Raw genomic sequence first — 21112 nt, 5'->3', positions numbered from 1 at the left:
CCATGAGGAAGCTTATGATTAAGTGTTGCGGACCGGCCACCCGCCTTCTGACCTCTGTTGTCGTCGGGGGCATGGTCAGCTTTGGGCCTGTGGCCACGAGCACGGCAGCCTTTGCGCAGGTCAAGACCGCAGCGCCGATTCCCCCGTCGCCGCCTGCTTCCGGGTCTGGTGCGTCCGCAACGTCAGGACCCGCGCAGGGCGGTCCGGCACCCGTCGCCGATCTTGCAGAGGGGCTTCTCGGTGCGGTGGTCAATATCGCGACATCGCAGAATGTCGATGATGACGAGTCTGCGCCCCTGCCACAGGTGCCGAAAGGCTCGCCCTTTGAAGATCTGTTTGAAGATTTCTACAAGAATCGCGAGGGCAAGGGCAGCAACCATAAGGTCAATTCGCTAGGCTCCGGCTTTGTTATCGATCCCGCTGGTTACATCGTCACCAACAACCATGTCATCGAGAATGCCGATGACATCGAAGTGATTTTCTCCGACGGTTCGAAATTGCAGGCCAAGCTGATCGGCACCGACACCAAGACCGATCTTTCGCTATTGAAGGTTGAACCGACGGAACCGCTGACAGCGGTAAAATTCGGCGATTCGAAAGTGATGCGGATCGGCGATTGGGTGATGGCGATCGGCAATCCCTTTGGGCTCGGCGGTTCGGTAACGCTCGGCATCGTTTCGGCCCGGGGCCGAAATATCAATGCCGGACCCTATGACAATTTCATTCAGACCGATGCGGCGATCAACAAGGGCAATTCCGGCGGCCCACTGTTCAACATGCGTGGTGAAGTGATCGGCATCAATACGGCGATCATTTCGCCCAGCGGCGGTTCCATCGGTATTGGCTTTGCCGTGCCGTCGGAACTGGCCGAAAATGTCATCAAGCAGCTCCGCGACTTTGGTGAAACGCGGCGCGGCTGGCTGGGCGTGCGCATTCAGCCGGTACCGGATGATCTCGCCAAGTCGGCAGGTATCAAATTGGGCCGGGGTGCGCTGGTCAGCAGCATTATTGAAGACGGTCCGGTGGCCAAGGGGCCTCTCAAAACCGGAGACGTGATTATTTCCTTCGGCGGCAAGGATATTGCCGAAAGCCGCGATCTGGTTCGCACGGTGGCCGAAAGCCCGATCAATCAGGATATCGATGTCGTGGTGTTTCGTGACGGTAAGCGGGAAACATTGAAAGTGAAGCTGGCGCAATTGCCTGACGACAAGGCGACGGAAGCCAAGGACAGCGAACAGGCCGATCCAAAAGCCAGCGACAGCGAGGACACGGACGAGGCGGCCAGCGGCATGGTGCTTGGCATGAGTGTCGAGGCGCTGGACGATGAGAAGCGGGCCGCCAATTCGATTGCCAAGAGCGTCGAGGGCTTGCTGATCACTGATGTGCAGCAGAGCTCCGCCGCTGACCAGAAGGGCTTGAAAGCCGGTGAGGTGATCGTGGAAGTGGCCCAGGAATTCGTCGCCACGCCAGAAGCCTTGGCGGAGAAAATCGACAAGCTGAAATCCGATGGCCGCCGTGCCATTCATCTGATGGTGGCGACGCCGCAGGGCGATCTGCGTTTCGTGGCCGTGCCGCTGGAATAGGGTATTTTTGAGAGTCGATTCAGAGGTCTATGGCAGCGGGTTCAGAGTTTGAATCCGCTACTTCAAGTGATGTGTTGGGACGCCCAAAGCTGTTTTGTCATCCGGTAAAGCACATGTGGTTTCAGGTGCGGATGGGTGTCGGGGACACGCGGGTGGTCGAAATCGCCGTTCAGGTCACGGATCATGCCGAGCCGCTGCATGACGGCAGTGGAGCGGTGGTTGGTGGCGACCGCAAAGGAAACGATTTCGTTCAAGCCTTTGGCTTTGAAGCCATAACCGAGAAGACCGCGTGCCGCTTCCGTCGCATAGCCATGCCCCCAGAAGCGGGTGGCGAGCCGCCAGCCGATTTCTATCGTGCCTTCGCCCAGAATGTCCGGCATCATCGCGTCCGACAATCCGCAAAAACCAATGGGCTCTTCGGTTTCCTTGAGTTCAACCGCGTAAAAGCACAGGCCGGTCTCATCGATCAGCCTGTTGACGCGGTCCATCATCAGGTCCGCTTCTTCATAAGACCGGCGAAAGGGGAAGAACTGCATGACTTTCGGGTCGGCATTGATTTCCCGAAACAGATTGCGGTCGCTCTCTTTCCATCGGCGCAACAGCAGCCGGTCCGTTTCAACAATAATCATGATGCCCGTGGTTTAAGGAGCGACGAAATCCGTCTTGCGGTAGCCCTGAAGATAAAGCAAAGCCGTTAAATCACCATAGTCGATGCGAATTTTCGCCTGAGCCGCCACCGTGGGCTTGGCATGCAGCGCCACGCCGGAGCCAGCGACGCCGAGCATGCCAAGATCATTGGCGCCGTCGCCAACGGCAATCACATCCTCCGGCGAAAGACCAAGTCGGGTGACGATGTCCTGCAACGCATCCACCTTGGCTTGCTTGCCGAGGATTGGTTCGGCCACTTCGCCGGTCAGCAGGCCGTCTTGTTCCAGCAGGATATTGGCGCGGTTTTCTTCAAAGCCCAGGGTGGCCGCAATTTTCGAGGTGAAGACAGTAAATCCGCCCGAGACCAGCGCGGTATAATAGCCCTTGGCCTTCATGGTGGCGATCAGCTCCAGCCCGCCTGGGGTGAGCGTGATCCGTTTGGCGATCACCTCATCGACAACGGTGATCGGCAGGCCTTTCAACAGCGCGACACGTTCACGCAGCGCCGGTTCGAAGGCGATTTCGCCATTCATGGCGCGGGCGGTGATCTGCGAGACCTCGTCCTTCAGACCGACTTCGGCGGCCAGTTCATCAATGCATTCCTGGCCGATCATGGTCGAATCCATATCGGCTATCAGGAAGGCCTTGCGGCGTTTGTCGGCCTGTTGGATGGCGAGATCAATGGGGTGACCTTCTATCACTTTACGTAAGGTCTCTTCCGTTGCGTCAAGATCACTGCCATCCTTCAGCGCGATATCGCAGGCTACACCATCCGCCAGCCAATAGAGGCCAGAGGCGGAAACTGCGGCTGCGGCTTGCTCGGCAAGGGCCGGGGTCAGAACAGGATTTGACGGATTGGCAATAAGCGTGGCAACGAAAGCCATGATGAACAACCTTGATGACAATTTTGATGCCATCCTGATAACCGGACCGACCGCCAGCGGCAAGTCCGCGTTAGCGCTGAGGCTTGCGGCCGACGCAGGTGGCGTGGTGATCAATGCCGATAGCATGCAGGTGTATGATACGCTGCGTGTGGTGACCGCGCGCCCAAGCGAAGAGGATATGCAGGGCGTGCCGCATCGCCTCTACGGCCATGTTGCGGCGGGTGCTGCCTATTCGACCGGCGACTGGCTGCGCGACGTGACTATGTTGCTGCAAGACCTGCGGACGCAAAACCGGTTGCCGGTGATCGTCGGCGGTACGGGGCTGTATTTTAAGGCGCTGACCGGCGGCCTCTCCGACATGCCTGTCATACCCGAACCGGTACGTGCGGCCCTGCGCCAGCGTGAACGATCGGAAGGGGCGGAAAGCCTGCATCACGACCTGACTCTGCGTGATCCCGCCGTTGCGGGAAGGCTCGACCCGCGCGACGGCCAGCGGATCATCCGGGCGCTGGAGGTGCTTGAGGTCACTGGCCAGTCGATTTCCGTCTTTCAAACCCGCTCCGGGCCAATGATCGTTGATCCGAGCCGGGCGAAGAAACTGGTCGTCCTGCCGGATCGCAAACTGCTGCACGACCGCATCAACCGCCGCTTTGCAATGATGATGGATGAGGGCGCGGTGGAAGAGGTAGAGGCACTGCTGGCGCAGAACATTTCCCCGGACATGCCCGCCATGAAGGCCATCGGCGTCTCCCAGATCGCCGCTATGCTGAAGGGTGAGATGAGCCGCGCGGACGTCATCGAAAAGGCCTCCGCCGCCACGCGCCAATATGCAAAACGCCAGATGACCTGGTTTCGCAATCAGATGGATGGGAGTTGGGAGAGGGTCGATCCTGCTGCCAGCCGTTCAGGCTGAGGTGACCTGCGGTCACATCCGAATCTTGTTCGGTGTGTTGAACCGTGATTTCATTGTTGCGAAACAATCGATCACGGAGTTCCCATGAACCACTTTCTCGCCAGAACCCTGTCCGCCCTCAACATCCTGTTTGCTCTGCTGATCATCACCATCGCGGCCGCATCTGGTGCCACGCGTGGCATCTATTATACCGGCGAACTTTCCATTCCCGGTGCTGTCATCGGTGGCTTGGGCGGCATTCTGGTTGCGGCCCTGGTCTGCGGCACGATTGCCTTCCTGACGCTGATCGAGCGGCATTTGAGCGTGCTGGCCGATGCGGCGAAGCGGAATGTGGGTGGGTGAGAGTGGTGTAGCAGCCGGACCGGTTCTCCCTAGGAACCAAGCGTTCCACAAGAGCATCGTTCTGTTTCCGATTTTCTGTACGATGCTCTAAGAGATTGAAGCAGCGCCTGACTCGATATGAATCGGCAGAATAGTTGGAGCAAGCTTCTACTATTCCTTCACCCCACCCAACGGCTTCTTCAAAATACTTTCCCTTAGCGTCATGCCCGGCTCGCGCCGTGTTGGAACGGCGGGTGAGGGCGCGGCGGCAAAAAGGGTTTGAGCATCCGGCTTACGCAGCCCCGCATAGGCGCTGGCAGGGCGAAAGCCGGAGGCGGGTTCAGGGCGGGGTGCAGCGGGTGAGGTGCCAAGTTCGGTGCCGGGCAGCATGTCGGGCCGGTAGGGCTCGATAGGCGGGCTGGGCAGGATCGGGCGCGGTGCTTCTGGAGGCTCGGCGGTCGGGGCGCGGAATGGTTCGGCGAGTGGGGTGGTGATGGTCGGCTCAGTATTGGGCGCGGGCGGCCTGTACGCTTCCGGCTCCGGTACGCGATAGCTCTGTTGGAAGCCCGAAATGTCCGGTTCTGCGCTGGCGCGCATCCGCGAGATGACTTCGCTGAGATCTATATTATCTGGCATGTCTTCGGAGGGTGCCAGTGTGCTGCCGCTGGCTTTGGGGAGGTGGCGTTGGTCCACCCGGTCAAACCGCATGCGCATCGGCACGGCAATCGCCTCGCCAAAGGCAATCGCCTCGCCGTTGCCAATCGAGGAAATGAAGCTGGTGGCGGAGATCGAGCTGTCGGGCAAGGCCTTGCGAATGATGGCCTGGTCGCTGTCGTTGGAAAGCCGCATGGCAAACACAGTGGAGCATTGCGACAGGATGGTTTGGTCGAGCTCACCCGGTCGCTGGGTGATGATGCCGAGCGAGACGCCGTATTTGCGGCCTTCCTTGGCAATCCGCGCAATGGCCTGCCGGGTCGGGAAAAAACCAAGGCTGGGGTCTGCCGGCACATAACGATGCGCTTCTTCGCAAACCACCAGCATATGGATCGCGCCGTTCGACCAGAGCGCCAGCTCAAAGGCCATGCGGCACAGCACGGAGGCCACCGAATTGACAATTTCGGAGGGAATGCCCGCCAGTTGGAACGTGGAAATCGGCTTGCCATGGCCCGGCACGCGAAAGATATGCGCGACGGTTTCCATGATCGTATCGCTGATCGTGTTGCTGGAGAACATGAAGCGATAGCGCGGGTCGTTGACCGCCGACATGATCCGCATTTTCAGCGAGCGAAGGGCGGGCTTTTCGTCGCGGCCCTCCAGCCTGCCAATCCGCTCGTCAATGGCGGCCAGCAGGTCCGACAATCGGTAGGGGACAGGTGTATCGGCGGTAAAACCAGCCCGCTCGCTACGGCGTGTCAGGCCAGCTTCAGAGCCTTTGAAGGCGCGTTTGGCCTCCGGAATCAGGTCGCGCAAAACATCCAGCTCTTCGACGACGGCGGGCCTGCCCCGGTAAAGCACTTCAGTCAGTTCATCGAGACGCATCAGCCAGAAGGGCAGGTCCAGCGTGTCGGTGTCGATCACCACGGCCTGGCTGCCAAAGGCTGCGGCAAATTCATTATGGGGATCGAGGATCAATACCCGCAGCTTGGGGTCGGCGGCTATTGCCTTATGCAGCAACAAGGACACGGCGGTGGATTTTCCAACGCCGGTGGAGCCGACCACGGCGAAATGCTTGGAGAGCATGGAAGGAATGTGGATCGTGGCGTCGATGGAATCGTCCTGGCTCAAACGTCCGATCTTGCAGCTACCACCTTCTTTCGAATCATAGATCCGCTTCAGATCGGCCACGCGGATGCGGTGAGCAACGGCGCCAAGATAGGGATATTGAGTAATGCCTGAGGTAAAGACTTCGCTGCCCTCCGGGCCCCGGCTGACCTCGCCCATCAGCTCGACATCGACGATGAAGCCATTGTCTTTGTCTTCGCTCCACAGACCAGTTTCGGTGCGCATGGCGTAAACCAGCGCGACGACACGGTTTTCCCCGACGGTAATGGAAATCAGCCGCCCGACAGACCACAGCGACGTCAGGTCGGTGCCGCCTTCCTGGGCGGTGGCGGCAATCGTGGCGCGTGCGCCATTGCAGGCAACGACACGGCCCAGAAAACGATTGCCAGGTGTCATCTGGTCACGGCGATCCTGTCCGGCGGATGCGCTGGAAAGGGAGGAGCCTGAAGGTGGAAGATCAGGGTTTTGCAAAAGGCGCTCATCTGTGATGGACCGGGGTCCGGCGAGGGACCGGCAAGCGATGGTAGCCGTCTGCTGTTAAGATCCGGTATATCATCTTGACGGCAACACCGGCGCAGATGCTTCGAAAATGTGCGCCTCCTGCCGCATTTGCAGGCTTTTTGCCGTTGACGCTTGCTGTCAGACTGGCTATCACTTTGCCCATGATCAATTTTAACATTCTTCTCGTGGTGGGTACGCGCATGGGCATGACGGTGTGACCGTCAGGCAATAGCCTCCCATGCGCGACAGACAGGCTCCTTCCAGGGGCCTTTTTTTATGGCCAAAATCACGATAACAGCAGCATTCGGGAAATATCGGGAGCAGACATGACTGGCACAGATAACAGGATGACCGGCGCGGAAATTGTTTTGAAGGCGCTGAAGGATAACGGGGTCGAGCATATATTCGGCTATCCTGGCGGCGCTGTGCTGCCGATCTATGATGAAATCTTCCAGCAGGATGAGATCCAGCACATTCTCGTGCGTCATGAGCAGGGTGCAGGCCACGCAGCTGAAGGCTATGCCCGCTCCACCGGCAAGGCAGGCGTCATGCTGGTCACGTCCGGCCCTGGCGCCACCAATGCCGTCACCCCCTTGCAGGACGCGCTGATGGACAGCATTCCGCTGGTCTGCCTGTCCGGCCAGGTGCCGACCACGCTGATCGGCTCGGATGCGTTTCAGGAATGCGACACGGTGGGTATTACCCGTCCCTGCACCAAGCACAATTGGCTGGTCAAGGATGTCAACGATCTGGCCCGGGTCATTCATGAAGCCTTCCGTATTGCCCAGACGGGTCGTCCCGGCCCTGTCGTCGTCGATATTCCGAAGGACGTGCAATTTGCCACCGGCACCTATACGCCGCCGGAAAACCACACGATCCAGCGCAGCTATCAGCCGAAAATGCAGGGTGATTCCAAGGCGATCCAAGCCGCTGTCGAGCTGATGGCCAGCGCCCGGCGTCCGGTAATCTATTCGGGTGGCGGTGTGGTCAATTCCGGGCCGGAAGCCTCCAAGCTGCTGCGCGAACTGGTCAGCCTCACCGATTTTCCGATCACCTCGACCCTGATGGGCCTGGGCAGCTATCCGGCATCGGGCGAGAATTGGCTGGGCATGCTGGGCATGCACGGCTCCTACGAGGCCAATATGGCCATGCATGATTGCGACGTAATGGTCTGTATCGGTGCGCGGTTCGACGACCGCATCACCGGTCGTCTCAATGCGTTTTCGCCCAATTCCAAGAAGATCCATATCGATATCGATCCGTCCTCGATCAACAAGACGGTGCGCGTCGATATTCCGATCACCGGCGACATCGCCCATGTTCTCGAAGACATGGTGCGTCAATGGCGGGCTTTGGCGAAAAAGCCGGATGCGGCCCAGACGGCGGAATGGAAGGCCAGTGTTGACGGTTGGAAGGCGCGCAAGTCCTTCTCCTATACGCCCTCCAGGGACGTGATCATGCCACAATACGCCATCGAACGGTTGTCGGCGCTGAGCCTTGGCCATGATACCTACATCACCACGGAAGTCGGCCAGCACCAGATGTGGGCCGCCCAGTTTTTCGGCTTCGAACAGCCGAACCATTGGATGACGTCCGGCGGTCTCGGCACGATGGGCTATGGTTTCCCGGCAGCGATAGGCGTGCAGATCGCCTATCCGGAAAGCCTGGTCATCGACATTGCCGGTGATGCATCGATCCAGATGTGCATTCAGGAAATGTCCTGCGCCGTGCAATATAATGCGCCGGTGAAGATCTTCATCCTCAACAACCAGTATATGGGCATGGTAAGGCAATGGCAGCAATTGCTGCATGGTAACCGGCTGTCCAACTCCTATACCGAAGCCATGCCTGATTTCGTCAAACTGGCAGAAGCCTATGGCGCGGTCGGCATTCGCTGCGAAAAGCCGGATCAGCTGGATGATGCGATCCTGGAGATGATCAACGTCAAGAGGCCTGTCATCTTCGACTGCCGGGTGGCCAACCTCGCCAATTGTTTCCCGATGATTCCATCGGGCAAGGCGCATAACGAAATGCTGTTGCCGGACGAGGCGACGGACGATGCGGTGGCAACGGCCATCGATGCCAAGGGCCGTCAGCTCGTTTAACACCAGGAGGAGCAAGAGTTATGAACGCACATCTACAACCGACCGGTTCGGCCTATTTCATCTCCCCGGAAACGGCGGCCGTCGAAAGTCATACCCTGTCCGTGCTGGTCGATAACGAGCCGGGCGTTCTCGCCCGTGTCATCGGCCTGTTTTCCGGGCGTGGCTACAATATTGAAAGCCTGACTGTCTCGGAAACCGAGCATGAGGCGCATCTGTCGCGCATCACCATCGTCACCCGTGGCACGCCGCTGGTGCTGGAGCAGATCAAGGCGCAGCTCGAGCGGATCATTCCTGTGCACCGGGTGCTGGATTTGACCGTGCGTGCCCGCCAGCTTGGCCAGGAGCGGCCAATCGAGCGGGAAGTGGCATTGGTCAAAGTGGTCTCGACAGGCGAGATGCGGGCCGAAACGCTGCGGCTGGCCGATGCCTTCCACGCCAAGGTGGTGGATGCGACGGTGGATCACTTCATTTTCGAGCTGACCGGCAAGTCCTCGAAGATCGACCAGTTCGTGTCGATCATGAAGCCGCTGGGGCTGAACGAAGTCTGCCGCACTGGCATCGCCGCGATGAATCGCGGCTCGCAGGGTATGTGATTGCTACCCTGTCTGTGCTGAACCCTTTGAGGGCGTATCCGGCTTCATCCGGATGCGCCCTTGCTTTTCCCCAGCCCTCTTTGGTCATTGCTCTTGACAAGTAGGCTGCACTACACGGGCTTGTGATTTTCTCTTTACGCCCTGGTTTGAACAAAAGTGCTAATGGTGCGTTAACGGCTTACCAAACACGGGAGCCTGCCATGAAAGCAGCAACAGTCGTAATACTTATCGCATCCTTGTCTCTTCCGGCTGGTCTTGCGGCAAAGGGACTTGTTGAACGCCAAATACCAACGGCGTCTTTTGTCAGCGCATCACCGGTGATCGATTATCCATTTGCCGAGGTCAAACTACCTAAAACCTCGCGCCTTCCTCTTGAGCATGAGCCGTCGCATGATGAGCAAAGCGCCCTTGGCGACGACGGGTCGAGTGAATGGGCGCTGGATTGCTACGATGCCTATGGTGCGGATGGCGAAGAGGCCAACCAGGTAAGCTTGCAGGCCTGCTTGAAGGGCTGATGCGTATAGTTGTTTCGATCACAGCATTTCCAGCGGCTGCTTTCGTTGCGTTGGTGGAAACGCAGCATCGAGCCGTGCGAGATCCTCATCCGTTAGTTCTAGATCGACCGATCCACGGTTTTCTTCGATACGGGTTGTGGCTGTAGTCTTCGGAATGGGCAAAACGTTGTCGCGCTCAAGCAGAAAAGCAAGCGCCACTTGCGCAGGCGTTGCCTGATTGGCCTTTGCCACATGGATCAGCTCGGGGTGGCGGAGGAGTCGTCCCTGTTCGATCGGCGAATACGCCATAATGGCAAGGCCGTGTTCCTGACACCAGGGAACAAGATCGTATTCCACGCCACGGCGGGAGAGATTGTAGAGGATCTGGTTGGCCTGGCAGTTTGCGCCGTTCTCTACGGCAAACAGTTCCTCCATATCATCGACATCGAAATTCGAGACGCCCCAGGCTTTGATTTTGCCCTGACGTTTCAATGTCTCAAATGCATCGACCGTGTCCGCCAACGGGTGTTCGCCGCGCCAGTGCAGCAGATAGAGATCGAGGCAGTCGGTGCCGAGCCGTTTGAGGCTCCCTTCGCAAGCGCTGATCGTGCCCTCTCGGCTGGCGTTCCATGGCGCGACTTTCGACACCAGGTATGTTTCGTTGCGCCGTGTTTTCAAGGCTCGCCCGATAATCTGTTCAGTACTGCCATCTCCATATTTTTCAGCGGTGTCAATCACTGTCATGCCGAGATCGAGGGCATGATTCACGGCGGCGATTTCGTCTTTTTCCGCGGCCGTATTCTCACCCATCATCCAGGTGCCGAGGCCAAGAGCTGGCACGACCTGGCCGGAAGGCAGGGCGACGGTAGGAAGGGAATTGTTCATGATCTTGCTCCCAAATTGATTGGTAGGATAGCAGCGTGGTGGGAACGGGCAAGTTGGAAACGGCTGGTGTGTTCTTGTTGTCGTTTATCTTTTGAGGAAAATCGGTTTCCGATTTAAGGAGGAAATTATGCAACAGGGCTGACCGCCTCGCTTACGGCAAAGCCTGTATTTTGCCACGGGATGAAAATTGACGGCGTCTTTAGAGCATCATACAGAAAATTGGAATCAGCACGATGCTCTAAGTTTCTGTTTACGTATCGGATTTATCCGAAAACCGGTTCCCACTTTTCGGTCCGATGCTCTAGCTGTTATGGATTGCCTGGAGGATCTGCTACGGCTGAAATGGTTCAATATGATGATGGCCGTGTTCTTGGCTTTGAGCCTTTGGCCTCTGTTGCGATAAGGCTTTATGCCGGTCGCAGGACTTCTTCTGTGGGTTGCCCGTTCTGAAATATCAATAATTTCCTTGGGTGTGTTTTTTTTGAATGGCAACTATTGATTGTTTATTCTGTTTGTTGTATACAGTGATTGTGCGCAAGGTGTTGCTTTGATCGTCTAGGGTCTGGCACAATTTGTTATTGCACAGCACGCAGGTGGGGCGTCGCAGTTATCAATCATTAACGCGAGAGTTCCATGCAAAATTCACAAAACCGCACGAGCCAGAGTGCTCTTTCGGCGACGCCGTCGTCCGATAAAATATCGTATCATAAAAGCCTCTTGGCGTTTGAGAGCGATTTGATCGATAAGCTTTCCTACATTGATGGGTCATTTACGGTCGCGGCCAGCCAGCCCTTCCACACGCCAACGGTGGACCGTGCAGAAGATGTCTGGATGATTACCTTTGATTGTGATGGCCAGCTAGATCCGCAATTGGCAATTGAATTCACCAATCTTTGTGGCGGCGCGGACCGCATGTGCACCATCGATGGCGATAAACTGACGCCCGATACACTGAATTTTTATGCCAAGATTGATGTGACGGTAAACTTAAACGGTGACAAAAGGGATGTCAGCCTTTTTGTCGGGCAGGGTGCCAATAAGTTCGGACAGGTCTGGTGGCTCGGAGGTCTTCCTCTTGCCAATGCCAATGCAACGATCTTGCTCCCATTTGTGAACCAGGCAGAAGCGGTGGTGCAGGTCTTGCAGGTCACAAATCGTGATGGCGATCTCTTCCAGTTAACGCCCTGGCTCTAACAGTCCGTCCAATAATCACCGCTGGCCGTCTGCAAATGGCAATTTCTGCGCTTGAATGGTGCAATCGCATTTCCAAACGGAAAACCGCTTCGCACTTTTCCTGGAATGCTTGTACCCACGTACGTTAAGTACGCTCCGTTCCGGTTCTCGAAATCACCATTTTCGCCAGGCCAGCAGCAATTCTTGAACAGGCTCTAACGATTCTGTGCCCGGTGTTTGCGTTTCGCTCAGCACCGCGCTGAAAAGCCGACAGAGCTTCCCTCCCTCAACTTGCTTATGCCGCTGGTTCCTAGCTGCTGTCGCCGCCACCTGTGGTGTGGCTGGTGGGTACGCTGTTGCCAACGGGCAGGCAATTTCCATTTCTACAGGATTTAGAAGATGAGCAGCCTTTATTTTACATGCCCGGCTATCCGGACAATTACCTATACGCCCGGCTCGTTTAACACGGTCAATGGCGTCACAAATGCGGTGGTTCCGCAGATCGGCAACAATAATGATGTCTGGAGCGTGACGGTCGGCTACGATGGGATCGTCGATCCCGCCGACGATCACGTGGTCAACCTGTTCAAACAAAACACTGGTGGGTCGGGCCATATTATTGGCGATGTATCGACCGTAGGAACGCTTCCCCAAACGCTGAAATTCGCGTTTCAGCTCACTATTCAACTCGCTGTTGGTGTTGAAAACTTTGATCTCGATATCTGGGTCGGTCAAGGGGATACGAATGGAGATGATTTATGGTGGATCGGCAGCCCCTCTCTTGCCGCTCAACCTCTTGCCGCTCAACCTCATGCCGCTCAACCTCATTGTTTTAACCATGCTTATGTTCCTGTTGTTGATGCAACCAATCAATTGGTGCAGGTCTTCAACCTGGGTAGCCTGCTGGTCTCTCATTTTGAGTTCGTCGGTCAGCTTGTCGTGGTCCAGGATTCCCCCGATCAACCAAACTGGCTGGGTGAGCTTCCTGACAGTCTTTTTCTGGACCAGATCAACCTGCCTGGAACGCATGACAGTGCTGCGATCAATTCCGATATTCACACATTTTATGCTTGCCATTATGCCACGTTAACGGCGCAAATGCTGAGTGGTGTTCGGCTGTTTGATATCCGCATCAGCGTGCGTGAGGTGAACGGCGCCTTTACATTCATGACATGCCACGGCGAGATTTTCAGCAGTTGCCGCTTTAATGAGTTTCAAACACTGCCGTCCGCTCTTGATGAGTTCCATACATTTTTGGCCCAGAACCCAACAGAGTTTTTAGCTATATCGCTGAAAGTTGATGCGTGGAACACCGTATCACTCGCGCAGCAACCTGCCGCACTCAATGCTTTGGCAGCACTGCTTCAACAATACCCCGTTCTTGCACAGGAGGCGATGCCAACACTCAGGGAGACAAGAGGCCGCATGTATTTGCTGAACCGTATCAATGATGATCTGCGATTTGGTGCGCCGATCAGTTGGGTCGATAATACAACCGGGCAGCTTTGTGAGCCTATAAATGGGCGGGATTTCGAACTCTATGTTCAGGATCAATTCAAGGGGTTGTCGACTTTCGGCGCAACAGAAGAAAAGTTTCGAGTCTGGACTGCTGCACTACCCGCTATCAATCCTCAGCCCATTGATAATAATAGAAGACGCCTGTTGTTGAACTATGCCAGTGCAACGTATTTCGGCGTCACGGGCATTTACATAATGCAGGACGTGCTAAACTTTTTGGGGGATGCCGCCTTGGCTCCCGATAACATGCGCCTGGGTTGGTCATTGTTCGACTATGAAGAGACGGCTTATCCGCTCAGCACAGGCGGTAGAGCGAATGTGGTGCAGTTATTCATTGCATCCAACGCTCACTATTGGAATTATCCTCGTCCGTTCCGCGCTGGCTGATGCCGTAGGCATTCTTTAAGCAAACTGTCCTGCGCCTGCGAAGGGCGCAGGACACCTGCCACGGGGGGCGCCTATTCTCTTCTTGCATTTCGTCTGCGAATCCGCGCATTTCCTCGCTATGGAATTTGCACCTCAACAGGATGAAGCTCTCAAGGCCGTTGCCAAATGGCTGAAGGAGGGAAAGACCCCGGTTTTCCGTCTGTTCGGCTATGCCGGAACCGGCAAGACCACGCTTGCCCGGCACTTTGCCGAGAATGTCGATGGCGATGTGTTGTTCGCGGCCTTTACCGGCAAGGCGGCGCAAGTGTTGCGTTCGCGCGGTGCGACGACGGCGCGCACCATACATTCGCTGATCTACCGTCCGCGTGGCGAAGAGGAAGTGTCGGACGAGGAAACCGGCAAGACCTCGATGACACCGATGTTTTCCGTCAACCGGCAAAGCCCGGTCGCCAAGGCCGCCCTGATCGTCATCGACGAATGCTCTATGGTGGATGAACAGCTTGGCCGCGACCTGATGAGCTTTGGCACGCCCATTCTGGTTCTTGGCGATCCCGGCCAGTTGCCGCCGGTGACGGGCGGTGGATTTTTTACGGAACAAGCGCCGGATTATCTGCTGACGGATATTCATCGCCAGGCACGAGACAATCCGATCATCCAGCTTGCCATGCAGATCCGCGAAGGCAAGGAAATCATGCATGGCGATTACGGCAGCACGGCGCGGGTGATTTCCAAGAATGAGGTAACGCAGGATCTGGTGCTGAATTGCGATCAGGTTCTGGTCGGCACCAACAAGACCCGGCGACGCTACAACAAGCGGCTGCGCGAATTGAAGGGCTTTACCGCCGATTACCCGCAATCCGGCGACAAACTGGTATGCCTGCGCAATGATCAGGTCAAGGGTCTGCTGAACGGCTCGCTTTGGCAGGTGATGACCTCTTCACGAGAGACGGTGAAACCCGGGATGAACCTGCTGATCAAGCCGGAAGATGACGACATGGATCGCGGTGCTGCCAAGATCAAGCTGCTGAAAGCGGCCTTCGAAGACGTCGAGACTGAAATTCCCTGGACGACGCGCAAGCGCTATGACGAGTTTGATTATGGCTATGCGCTGACGGTGCATAAGGCCCAGGGCTCGCAGTGGAATAATGTCGTGCTGTTTGATGAAAGCTGGGCGTTTCGTGATACGCGCGAGCGCTGGCTCTACACCGCCGTGACCCGTGCGGCAGAGACGCTGACCATTGTGCGATAAGGGGGGCGTCCGGTAAGAGGGCGCGGTAAGGGCGCTATCAGGTTTTCTGGTCAGCTTTGCTAATTGGCGACGATGCCCAGCAGAACCGCCTTTGCCACCGCCTGGAATCGGTTTGTCGCCTGGACCTTGCGCATGATGCTGGCTTCCAGTGCAATCACGGCTTCGAAAGTCATTTGCATGGTTCGCGCCACCCGCACCTGGGTATAGCCTTCTGCCATCAGCGACAGGCAATGATGCTCCAGTTCGGTCAAATCAATGCCATGGCGCAATGTTGGCATCTCTGTTTCGCCCTGGTCATCTTCGCGGGTGAGAAGGTTGTTGATCTGCTCGATCTGGCGAAACATCATCGATTGCGATGCAATCAATTCTCGTTTCCGGGCCTCCAGCGCCGTGTTGAGAAGCTCATTGGCTTGTGCCTGAGTGATCGTGCCGCTCAGTTCGGCAAACAGATCCTGAATGGCGGCAATCGGCATGCCGATCTCCCGGCATGTGTTGATCAGCGCCATGCGGATAATGTCTCGATGATAATAGACCCGCATCAACCCCATGCGGCTTGAAGAGAGGAGATTCTTTTCCTCATAGAAATGCAGGGTTCTGTGGGTGACGCCAAACAGATTGGCCATGTCGGAAATTGCCACCGGCTCCGGTGGTAGGTCCTCGGGCAAAGGCAGATCCGGCATCATGGCAAGACCTGCTTTCAGGATGGGAGTGATGGATTCGGTAACGTCAAGAAAGTCGGGCTGGCCTGCCATGCGATAAGTCCCCCTTTTCCCGATAATGTCGGGAAATATTTTCATTTCGTTCCAATATCGTTCTCGATTGATCTATTCAATGGTTGCGGCGTTCTGTGTTGCTACCCTGGAGAGGTGTTTGCCTGATGCTCGAAGCCTGGAAATACTTGAAGTCCCCGCCAAAGAATTTCCAAAACGCGATGATGTTTGATCTAAAGATTCTCGATCTAAACTCTTGTTTGCAATGTTATCATCAATTTTACTAAAATTCAAACCCATGGTTTTTAGGGCTTCGGATGTTTTCCTCGATATTATTTTCCCGGCGTGGAGATTCGAACGCGCCTTCAAGCTTTGTCGATGCTGTTCATGCCGGATGGATTTACGGTTCGGTTGGCCCAAAGCAGTGGCCAGCACAGCAAGTCCCTGTTTTATTACCAAGGTATCGAAGATGATCACGCATCCTCGCCTTGAAGTCGTATGCAAAGGGAATACCAAGAGGCATTTTCAATGACCCCTGGTATTATCCGGTAATTTCTAGTGACCGATCATCAATTTCCTTCGATTTATTGCATAATCTCGTTGGTCTTTTCTGCCTCAAGGTTTTACAGAAGTGGGTGGACGGCGATGACCGTCTGGGTGCGGACTTTAAGCGCCGCAGCAAGAAAACGGGTTTCGCCAATGCCAGCAAAATTATCCGTCAATCTGAATGCCATCGCCATGCTGCGTAACCGGCGCGATCTTCCTTGGCCGGATGTCCGTCATTTCGGTCGCCTGGCGCTTCAGGCGGGTGCTCAAGGCCTGACTGTTCATCCCCGGCCCGACCAGCGACATGTCCGGTTCAGCGACCTGCCGCTGCTGCGGGCGTTGATCGATGACGAGTTTCCAAAGGCCGAGTTCAATATCGAGGGTTATCCCAGCGAAGATTTTCTACAGCTTTGCGAAGAGGCACAGCCGGAGCAGGTAACGTTGGTGCCGGATGACCCGTCTCAGGCTACCTCTGATCATGGATGGGATTTCGCCGCGCATCAAGTGTTTTTGACAGATGTCGTTGCACGATTGAAGGCGGCTGGCATGCGGGTTTCCCTGTTTGCCGATGGCGATGGGAATGCGCAGGCGGTTGCCACGGCCAAGGCGACCGGTGCCGACCGGATCGAGCTTTACACGGGACCATATGGCAGCTGCTACGACGCGCCGGAAAAAGCGGCCAGTGAACTTGCGCTTCTGGGGGCAACCGCTGATGCGGCGCATGCTCTGGGCATGGGCGTCAATGGCGGTCATGACCTGACAGTTGCCAACCTCCCTGCGCTGGCGGAGCGGATTCCGTTTCTGGCCGAGGTGTCTATCGGTCACGCGCTGACGGCGGACGCGCTGGAATTCGGCATGGCCGAAACCGTTCGACGTTTTCGCCAGGCCTGCGGCGAGCTGGGCTGAAGTCCACGCGCCACTTATTCAGATCTATATATTCCAGATGTGCCATCCAGAATGACGCCATGCTGAGCAGAGATTGCCTGGCGTCATTCTGAGGTCAGGAGAGCCTGTGCCGGTTGGTCGATAGGGATCAATCAGCCGATAAGGGCGGTCTTGTTCGCTTCCATGAAGGTCTCTAGCGACAGCAATGGATGGCCCGACAAGCTTTGCGCGTCATCGGTTACCACATCCAGGTCACCGGCGCGGATGGCCGTATCGATTGAGGCGAATACAGGCGCTACGGGTTTGGGAATGCCGGCAGCGACCATGCCGTCTTCCAGCTGCTGGTCGGTGATGTCGACCACGGCAAGCGGCTTGCCCGTGGCTTTTTCGGCCAGAGCGGCAATCTCCCTGTTGCTATAGGCGCGGCTGCCGCAGAGCGTATAGATGATGTTTTCGGCCACAGGCTTGGCCAGGGCGCTGGCGATGGCGCGGGCAATGTCCTCTCGGGCGATATAGGCGGTCTTGCCCTCTCCGGCGGATGTATACCACTGGCCGCTGGCCAGCGCCGATGGCAGCGCCATGAATAGATTTTCCATGTACCAGTTGTTGCGCAAAATCGTATAGGCAAGGCCGGAAGCCTTGATGGCCTGTTCGGTTTGCGCATGTTCGGGAGCAAACAGGATCTTGGATGTCTCCGGATTTGGCATGGATGTGTAGAAAATCCGGCCGACCTTGGCATTGGCGGCGGCTGCAATCGCTGCTTTGTGTTGCTCGACGCGCGAACCGATGGCATCGGTGGAAATGATCAGCAGCCGGTCAATGCCGGAAAAGGCCTGGTCAAGCGATGCCGGATCGGTGAAGTCGGCCCGCCGTGTTTCGATGCCCTTTGCGGCAAGATCCGCCAGACCCGATAGATTGCGGCTGGCGGCAACGATATCAGCAGCGGCAACATGCTGGCTTTCCAGCAAATGATTGATGATAAGTCTTCCAAGCTTTCCGGATGCTCCGGTAATCAGTATTTTGGTCATATTTCTCTATCCCAGCTCCTGCATAATTCCCTGAACCGGAATTGGTTGAAGGGGAAATTATCCAGCGGATATAGAGTGTTACAGAGTTGTCTCCACGTTTTATAAAACGCACGGCCTGTAAAACTCCATACCCTATTATCTTGTTGCTCTCAATTTGAGACCAGCACTATAATCAGCCTTTTGGAACTGCTGTAAAGAAGGCAGTTTTAGCACCTTTGGTTACAGAAAGGGTACCATCATGAACGATGCCACGCAGCGGGCTCCCTCGGAGGCAACGGCGAGGGGGGGAAGCAAAAGCAAACGGGCGGAAGACAATTGCCCGGTGCGCTCGGTTATTTCCCATGTCGGCGACAAATGGTCGACGCTCATTCTAGGTTCGCTTGCCGAGAAACCCTATCGCTTCGGTGAGCTTCGACGCCTGGTGCCTGATATTTCCCAGCGCATGCTGACCCAGACCCTGAGAGACCTGCAACGCGATGGTTATGTTCACCGGCAGGTTTTTCCCACCAAACCGCCCAGCGTTGAATATGGTCTGACGGAGATGGGTGAGCAGCTGGTATTTTCACTCAGATATCTCGTGGAATTTGCCATCGACAATCATGCCCGCGTGGTCGAGGCTCGCGCTCGGTTCGATATGCAGAATGTGTGAGGCTGAACGCCTGCATAATTCCTTAAATCGGCGCGGATGTCAGGAGGAGATTATACGGCAGATATAAAGAATTATAGCGCCGTGCACCATATATTGAGCACGGCGCTTCGTGGACTAAAAAAACCATCCATCGTGCGTGGTCGAATGTCACGGTATCCTGTGTCCTCTCAAGGAAACATACTGTAAGTCTCTAATTTTATTATGCAATCTCTGTGATTTTTTCAAATTCCATATGTTTCGTGTTAGCTAATTTATTAATAAATTATAGGGAGATTTCGCCTACACTTCATGCTGGCAATGTCATTTTGGTTGGTATCCGTGACGCTCTCGACAGAACAGAGCCTGTTCTCGCGCCTTCCTCAGTTCTTCGGAAAGGGACTACACGTAATGTTCGGAATTTCTAGTATAGCTCGGATGCAGACCCATTCTTTGAAGCTGATTACAGCCAATATTATGATTTCGGATGTTGATCTTAATATTCGTTATATGAACGATTCCGTCATGGAACTGCTTAAGGAGGCCGAATCTGACCTCAAGAAGGAACTTCCGCGCTTCGATTTTAACAAACTCATTGGCAGCAATATCGATATTTTCCACAAAAACCCATCCCATCAGCGCAATATGCTGGCTGCTCTCAAAACGCAGCACCGGGCGACGATCTGGGTTGGTCACCGCGCGTTCGATCTCATCGTCACGCCTTTGCGGGAAAGTGGAAAAACAACTGGCTTTGTTGTCGAATGGGCCAATGCCAAGGAGCGATTGCAGAACCTGGATTACCAGGGGCAGATGATGGCGATCAGCCGTTCTCAAGGCATTATCGAGTTTACCACGGAAGGTGAGATCGTTACCGCCAACGAAAACTTCCTCAAATCCATTAATTATAAAGTGGACGAGATAAAGGGTCGTCACCACAGCATGCTGGTTGACCCCGAATACGCGAAATCAGCCGACTACAAAGAGTTCTGGGCTGCTTTGCGTCGCGGTGAGGTTCAATCGGCAGAGTTCATTCGTTACGGCAAGAATGGAAAGAAGGTGGTGATCAATGCCGCCTATAACCCGATCCTGGACTCCCAGGGCAAGGTCACAAAAGTCGTTAAATTTGCCACGGATGTGACGGAAAGAGTGAATGCGGTCAATGCGATTGGCGCTGCCCTGACGCGGCTGGCGCAGGGTGATCTGACCTTCACTCTGGACAACCCGTTTGCGCCGGATTTTGAAGAACTGCGCCGCACGATGAATGATGCGTTGCTCCAGATGCGCAACACGCTTGGCGCGGTGGCGCATTCAACCAGCCAGATCGACAATGGCACGCGCGAAATCAGCCAGAGTGCAGAAGATCTGTCCAAGCGAACCGAACAGCAGGCCGCCTCCCTGGAAGAGACCGCTGCGGCGCTTGACGAAATTACCGTCAATGTCTCGAATGCCTCTAAACGTGCAGAAGAAGCCCGTCATTCGGCATCGACAGCCAGCGACAATGCGGTGCGCTCTGCAAAGGTGGTTGAGGATGCGGTTGGCGCGATGTCTCGCATTGAGAATTCGTCCAATCAGATTTCCAATATCATTGGGGTGATCGACGAAATCGCCTTCCAGACCAATCTGCTGGCGCTGAATGCCGGTGTCGAGGCTGCTCGTGCCGGTGAAGCGGGCAAGGGCTTTGCCGTGGTCGCGCAAGAGGTTCGCGAACTGGCACAGCGCTCTGCCCAGGCGGCCAAGGAAATCAAGGAACTGATCCGCAATTCTTCAAACGAGGTCAGCACCGGGGTAAGGCTGGTGAGCGAAACGGGCGAGGCGCTTCGGACGATCCAGCAGAATATCGTTGCGGTCAATGAACATATGGAAGCCATTACCAGTTCGGCGCGCGAGCAGGCCACCGGGCTTTCCGAAGTCAATGCGGCCGTCAACCAGATGGATCAGGTAACGCAGCAGAATGCGGCCATGGTTGAAGAGACAAATGCGGCCAGCGCAACGCTTGCCCAGGAAACGGCGCGTCTGCGCGAGTTGATTGAGAAATTCCAGTTGGGCGGTGCCGGTATGAGGCCTTCGTCACGCCAGCTTGGCGCGGCGACGTCAGCACATCGGCCCACGGCCTCACCAGCGCGGGAGTTGATGTCGAAGGTAGCGGGTTCCGTCGCATCTCAATCCGGCGGCTGGAGCGAGTTTTAAAAAACTAAGTCGATTTAAACCGTTATAGCGCCGTGTGTTTTATAAAACGCACGGCGCTTCCTATTCGGCTCTGTAGATTTTACAGTCTGTTCAAG

19 protein-coding genes are annotated in these 21112 nt (G+C 55.9%); 12 read left to right on the top strand and 7 right to left on the bottom strand.

What is annotated here, in order from left to right; genetic code table 11:
• Positions 1 to 14 precede the first annotated feature (14 nt).
• Positions 15 to 1583, top strand: a complete 1569-nt coding sequence (locus tag FS819_RS09240; protein WP_234889302.1) for a Do family serine endopeptidase — start codon at positions 15 to 17, stop codon at positions 1581 to 1583.
• Positions 1584 to 1645: 62 nt separating this feature from the next.
• Here the strand turns inward: FS819_RS09240 and FS819_RS09235 are convergent, their stop codons facing one another.
• Both FS819_RS09235 and serB read right to left on the bottom strand, forming a co-directional pair.
• A complete protein-coding gene (locus FS819_RS09235) occupies positions 1646 to 2212 on the bottom strand; it encodes a GNAT family N-acetyltransferase (protein ID WP_156546249.1) in 567 nt (188 codons plus the stop codon).
• Positions 2213 to 2224: 12 nt separating this feature from the next.
• The gene (serB, locus tag FS819_RS09230; protein WP_156546246.1) at positions 2225 to 3115 is read right to left on the bottom strand and encodes a phosphoserine phosphatase SerB; all 891 of its coding nucleotides are present in this window, start codon (positions 3113 to 3115) and stop codon (positions 2225 to 2227) included.
• Here serB and miaA point away from each other — a divergent pair.
• On the top strand, positions 3114 to 4028 hold the full coding sequence (gene miaA / locus FS819_RS09225) for a tRNA (adenosine(37)-N6)-dimethylallyltransferase MiaA (RefSeq protein WP_156546243.1): 915 nt from the start codon (positions 3114 to 3116) through the stop codon (positions 4026 to 4028). The two genes, serB and miaA, sit on opposite strands and share 2 nt — an antisense overlap.
• 84 nt (positions 4029 to 4112) lie before the next feature.
• Positions 4113 to 4370, top strand: coding sequence for a hypothetical protein (locus FS819_RS09220; protein WP_087728640.1), 258 nt, complete (start codon positions 4113 to 4115; stop codon positions 4368 to 4370).
• A gap of 150 nt (positions 4371 to 4520) precedes the next feature.
• Here the strand turns inward: FS819_RS09220 and FS819_RS09215 are convergent, their stop codons facing one another.
• Positions 4521 to 6527: a helicase HerA domain-containing protein gene (locus FS819_RS09215; RefSeq protein ID WP_156546240.1), complete on the bottom strand. Its 2007-nt coding sequence runs from the start codon at positions 6525 to 6527 to the stop codon at positions 4521 to 4523.
• A 452-nt stretch (positions 6528 to 6979) separates the two neighbouring features.
• On the opposite strand from FS819_RS09215, the gene FS819_RS09210 reads away from it, so the two are divergent.
• The 3 genes from FS819_RS09210 (at position 6980) to FS819_RS09200 (ending at position 9845) form a co-directional block, all read left to right on the top strand.
• Positions 6980 to 8737 (top strand): acetolactate synthase 3 large subunit, encoded by a 1758-nt coding sequence (locus tag FS819_RS09210; protein ID WP_234624615.1) that lies wholly within the window; start codon positions 6980 to 6982, stop codon positions 8735 to 8737.
• Positions 8738 to 8757: 20 nt separating this feature from the next.
• On the top strand, positions 8758 to 9330 hold the full coding sequence (gene ilvN, locus FS819_RS09205) for an acetolactate synthase small subunit (RefSeq protein ID WP_070150450.1): 573 nt from the start codon (positions 8758 to 8760) through the stop codon (positions 9328 to 9330).
• A 200-nt stretch (positions 9331 to 9530) separates the two neighbouring features.
• Positions 9531 to 9845, top strand: a complete 315-nt coding sequence (locus FS819_RS09200) for a hypothetical protein (protein WP_156546234.1) — start codon at positions 9531 to 9533, stop codon at positions 9843 to 9845.
• An 18-nt stretch (positions 9846 to 9863) separates the two neighbouring features.
• On the opposite strand, the gene FS819_RS09195 is transcribed toward FS819_RS09200, so the two are convergent.
• Positions 9864 to 10709, bottom strand: coding sequence for an aldo/keto reductase (locus FS819_RS09195; protein ID WP_156546231.1), 846 nt, complete (start codon positions 10707 to 10709; stop codon positions 9864 to 9866).
• A 633-nt stretch (positions 10710 to 11342) separates the two neighbouring features.
• Between FS819_RS09195 and FS819_RS09190 the strand changes: the two genes are divergently transcribed.
• The 3 genes from FS819_RS09190 (at position 11343) to FS819_RS09180 (ending at position 15036) form a co-directional block, all read left to right on the top strand.
• On the top strand, positions 11343 to 11903 hold the full coding sequence (locus tag FS819_RS09190; RefSeq protein ID WP_156546229.1) for a hypothetical protein: 561 nt from the start codon (positions 11343 to 11345) through the stop codon (positions 11901 to 11903).
• A gap of 378 nt (positions 11904 to 12281) precedes the next feature.
• Positions 12282 to 13787, top strand: coding sequence for a PI-PLC domain-containing protein (locus FS819_RS09185; RefSeq protein ID WP_156546226.1), 1506 nt, complete (start codon positions 12282 to 12284; stop codon positions 13785 to 13787).
• A 118-nt stretch (positions 13788 to 13905) separates the two neighbouring features.
• Positions 13906 to 15036: an ATP-dependent DNA helicase gene (locus tag FS819_RS09180; protein ID WP_070150986.1), complete on the top strand. Its 1131-nt coding sequence runs from the start codon at positions 13906 to 13908 to the stop codon at positions 15034 to 15036.
• A 59-nt stretch (positions 15037 to 15095) separates the two neighbouring features.
• On the opposite strand, the gene FS819_RS09175 is transcribed toward FS819_RS09180, so the two are convergent.
• Complete coding sequence (locus FS819_RS09175; RefSeq protein ID WP_156546223.1) at positions 15096 to 15788, bottom strand: MerR family transcriptional regulator; 693 nt, start codon at positions 15786 to 15788, stop codon at positions 15096 to 15098.
• A 72-nt stretch (positions 15789 to 15860) separates the two neighbouring features.
• Positions 15861 to 16223 carry a hypothetical protein gene (locus FS819_RS09170; protein ID WP_156546220.1) on the bottom strand — a complete coding sequence of 121 codons (363 nt, stop codon included), beginning with the start codon at positions 16221 to 16223 and terminating at the stop codon, positions 15861 to 15863.
• A 222-nt stretch (positions 16224 to 16445) separates the two neighbouring features.
• Between FS819_RS09170 and FS819_RS09165 the strand changes: the two genes are divergently transcribed.
• Entirely contained in the window at positions 16446 to 17198 is a 753-nt protein-coding gene (locus FS819_RS09165; RefSeq protein ID WP_156533511.1) for a pyridoxine 5'-phosphate synthase, read from the top strand.
• Between the two features lie 131 nt (positions 17199 to 17329).
• On the opposite strand, the gene FS819_RS09160 is transcribed toward FS819_RS09165, so the two are convergent.
• On the bottom strand, positions 17330 to 18205 hold the full coding sequence (locus FS819_RS09160) for an SDR family oxidoreductase (RefSeq protein ID WP_156546218.1): 876 nt from the start codon (positions 18203 to 18205) through the stop codon (positions 17330 to 17332).
• Between the two features lie 238 nt (positions 18206 to 18443).
• Between FS819_RS09160 and FS819_RS09155 the strand changes: the two genes are divergently transcribed.
• Both FS819_RS09155 and FS819_RS09150 read left to right on the top strand, forming a co-directional pair.
• Positions 18444 to 18854 (top strand): winged helix-turn-helix transcriptional regulator, encoded by a 411-nt coding sequence (locus FS819_RS09155; RefSeq protein ID WP_156546215.1) that lies wholly within the window; start codon positions 18444 to 18446, stop codon positions 18852 to 18854.
• Positions 18855 to 19241: 387 nt separating this feature from the next.
• Entirely contained in the window at positions 19242 to 21017 is a 1776-nt protein-coding gene (locus tag FS819_RS09150) for a methyl-accepting chemotaxis protein (protein ID WP_156546212.1), read from the top strand.
• Positions 21018 to 21112: the final 95 nt, after the last annotated feature.

Origin of the sequence: Allorhizobium sp. Av2 (genome assembly GCF_021462805.2) — a bacterium.
GTDB lineage: Bacteria > Pseudomonadota > Alphaproteobacteria > Rhizobiales > Rhizobiaceae > Allorhizobium > Allorhizobium vitis_G.
The sequence above is the reverse complement of the archived record's forward strand: the minus strand, read 5'-3'. Positions and strand labels throughout refer to the sequence as shown.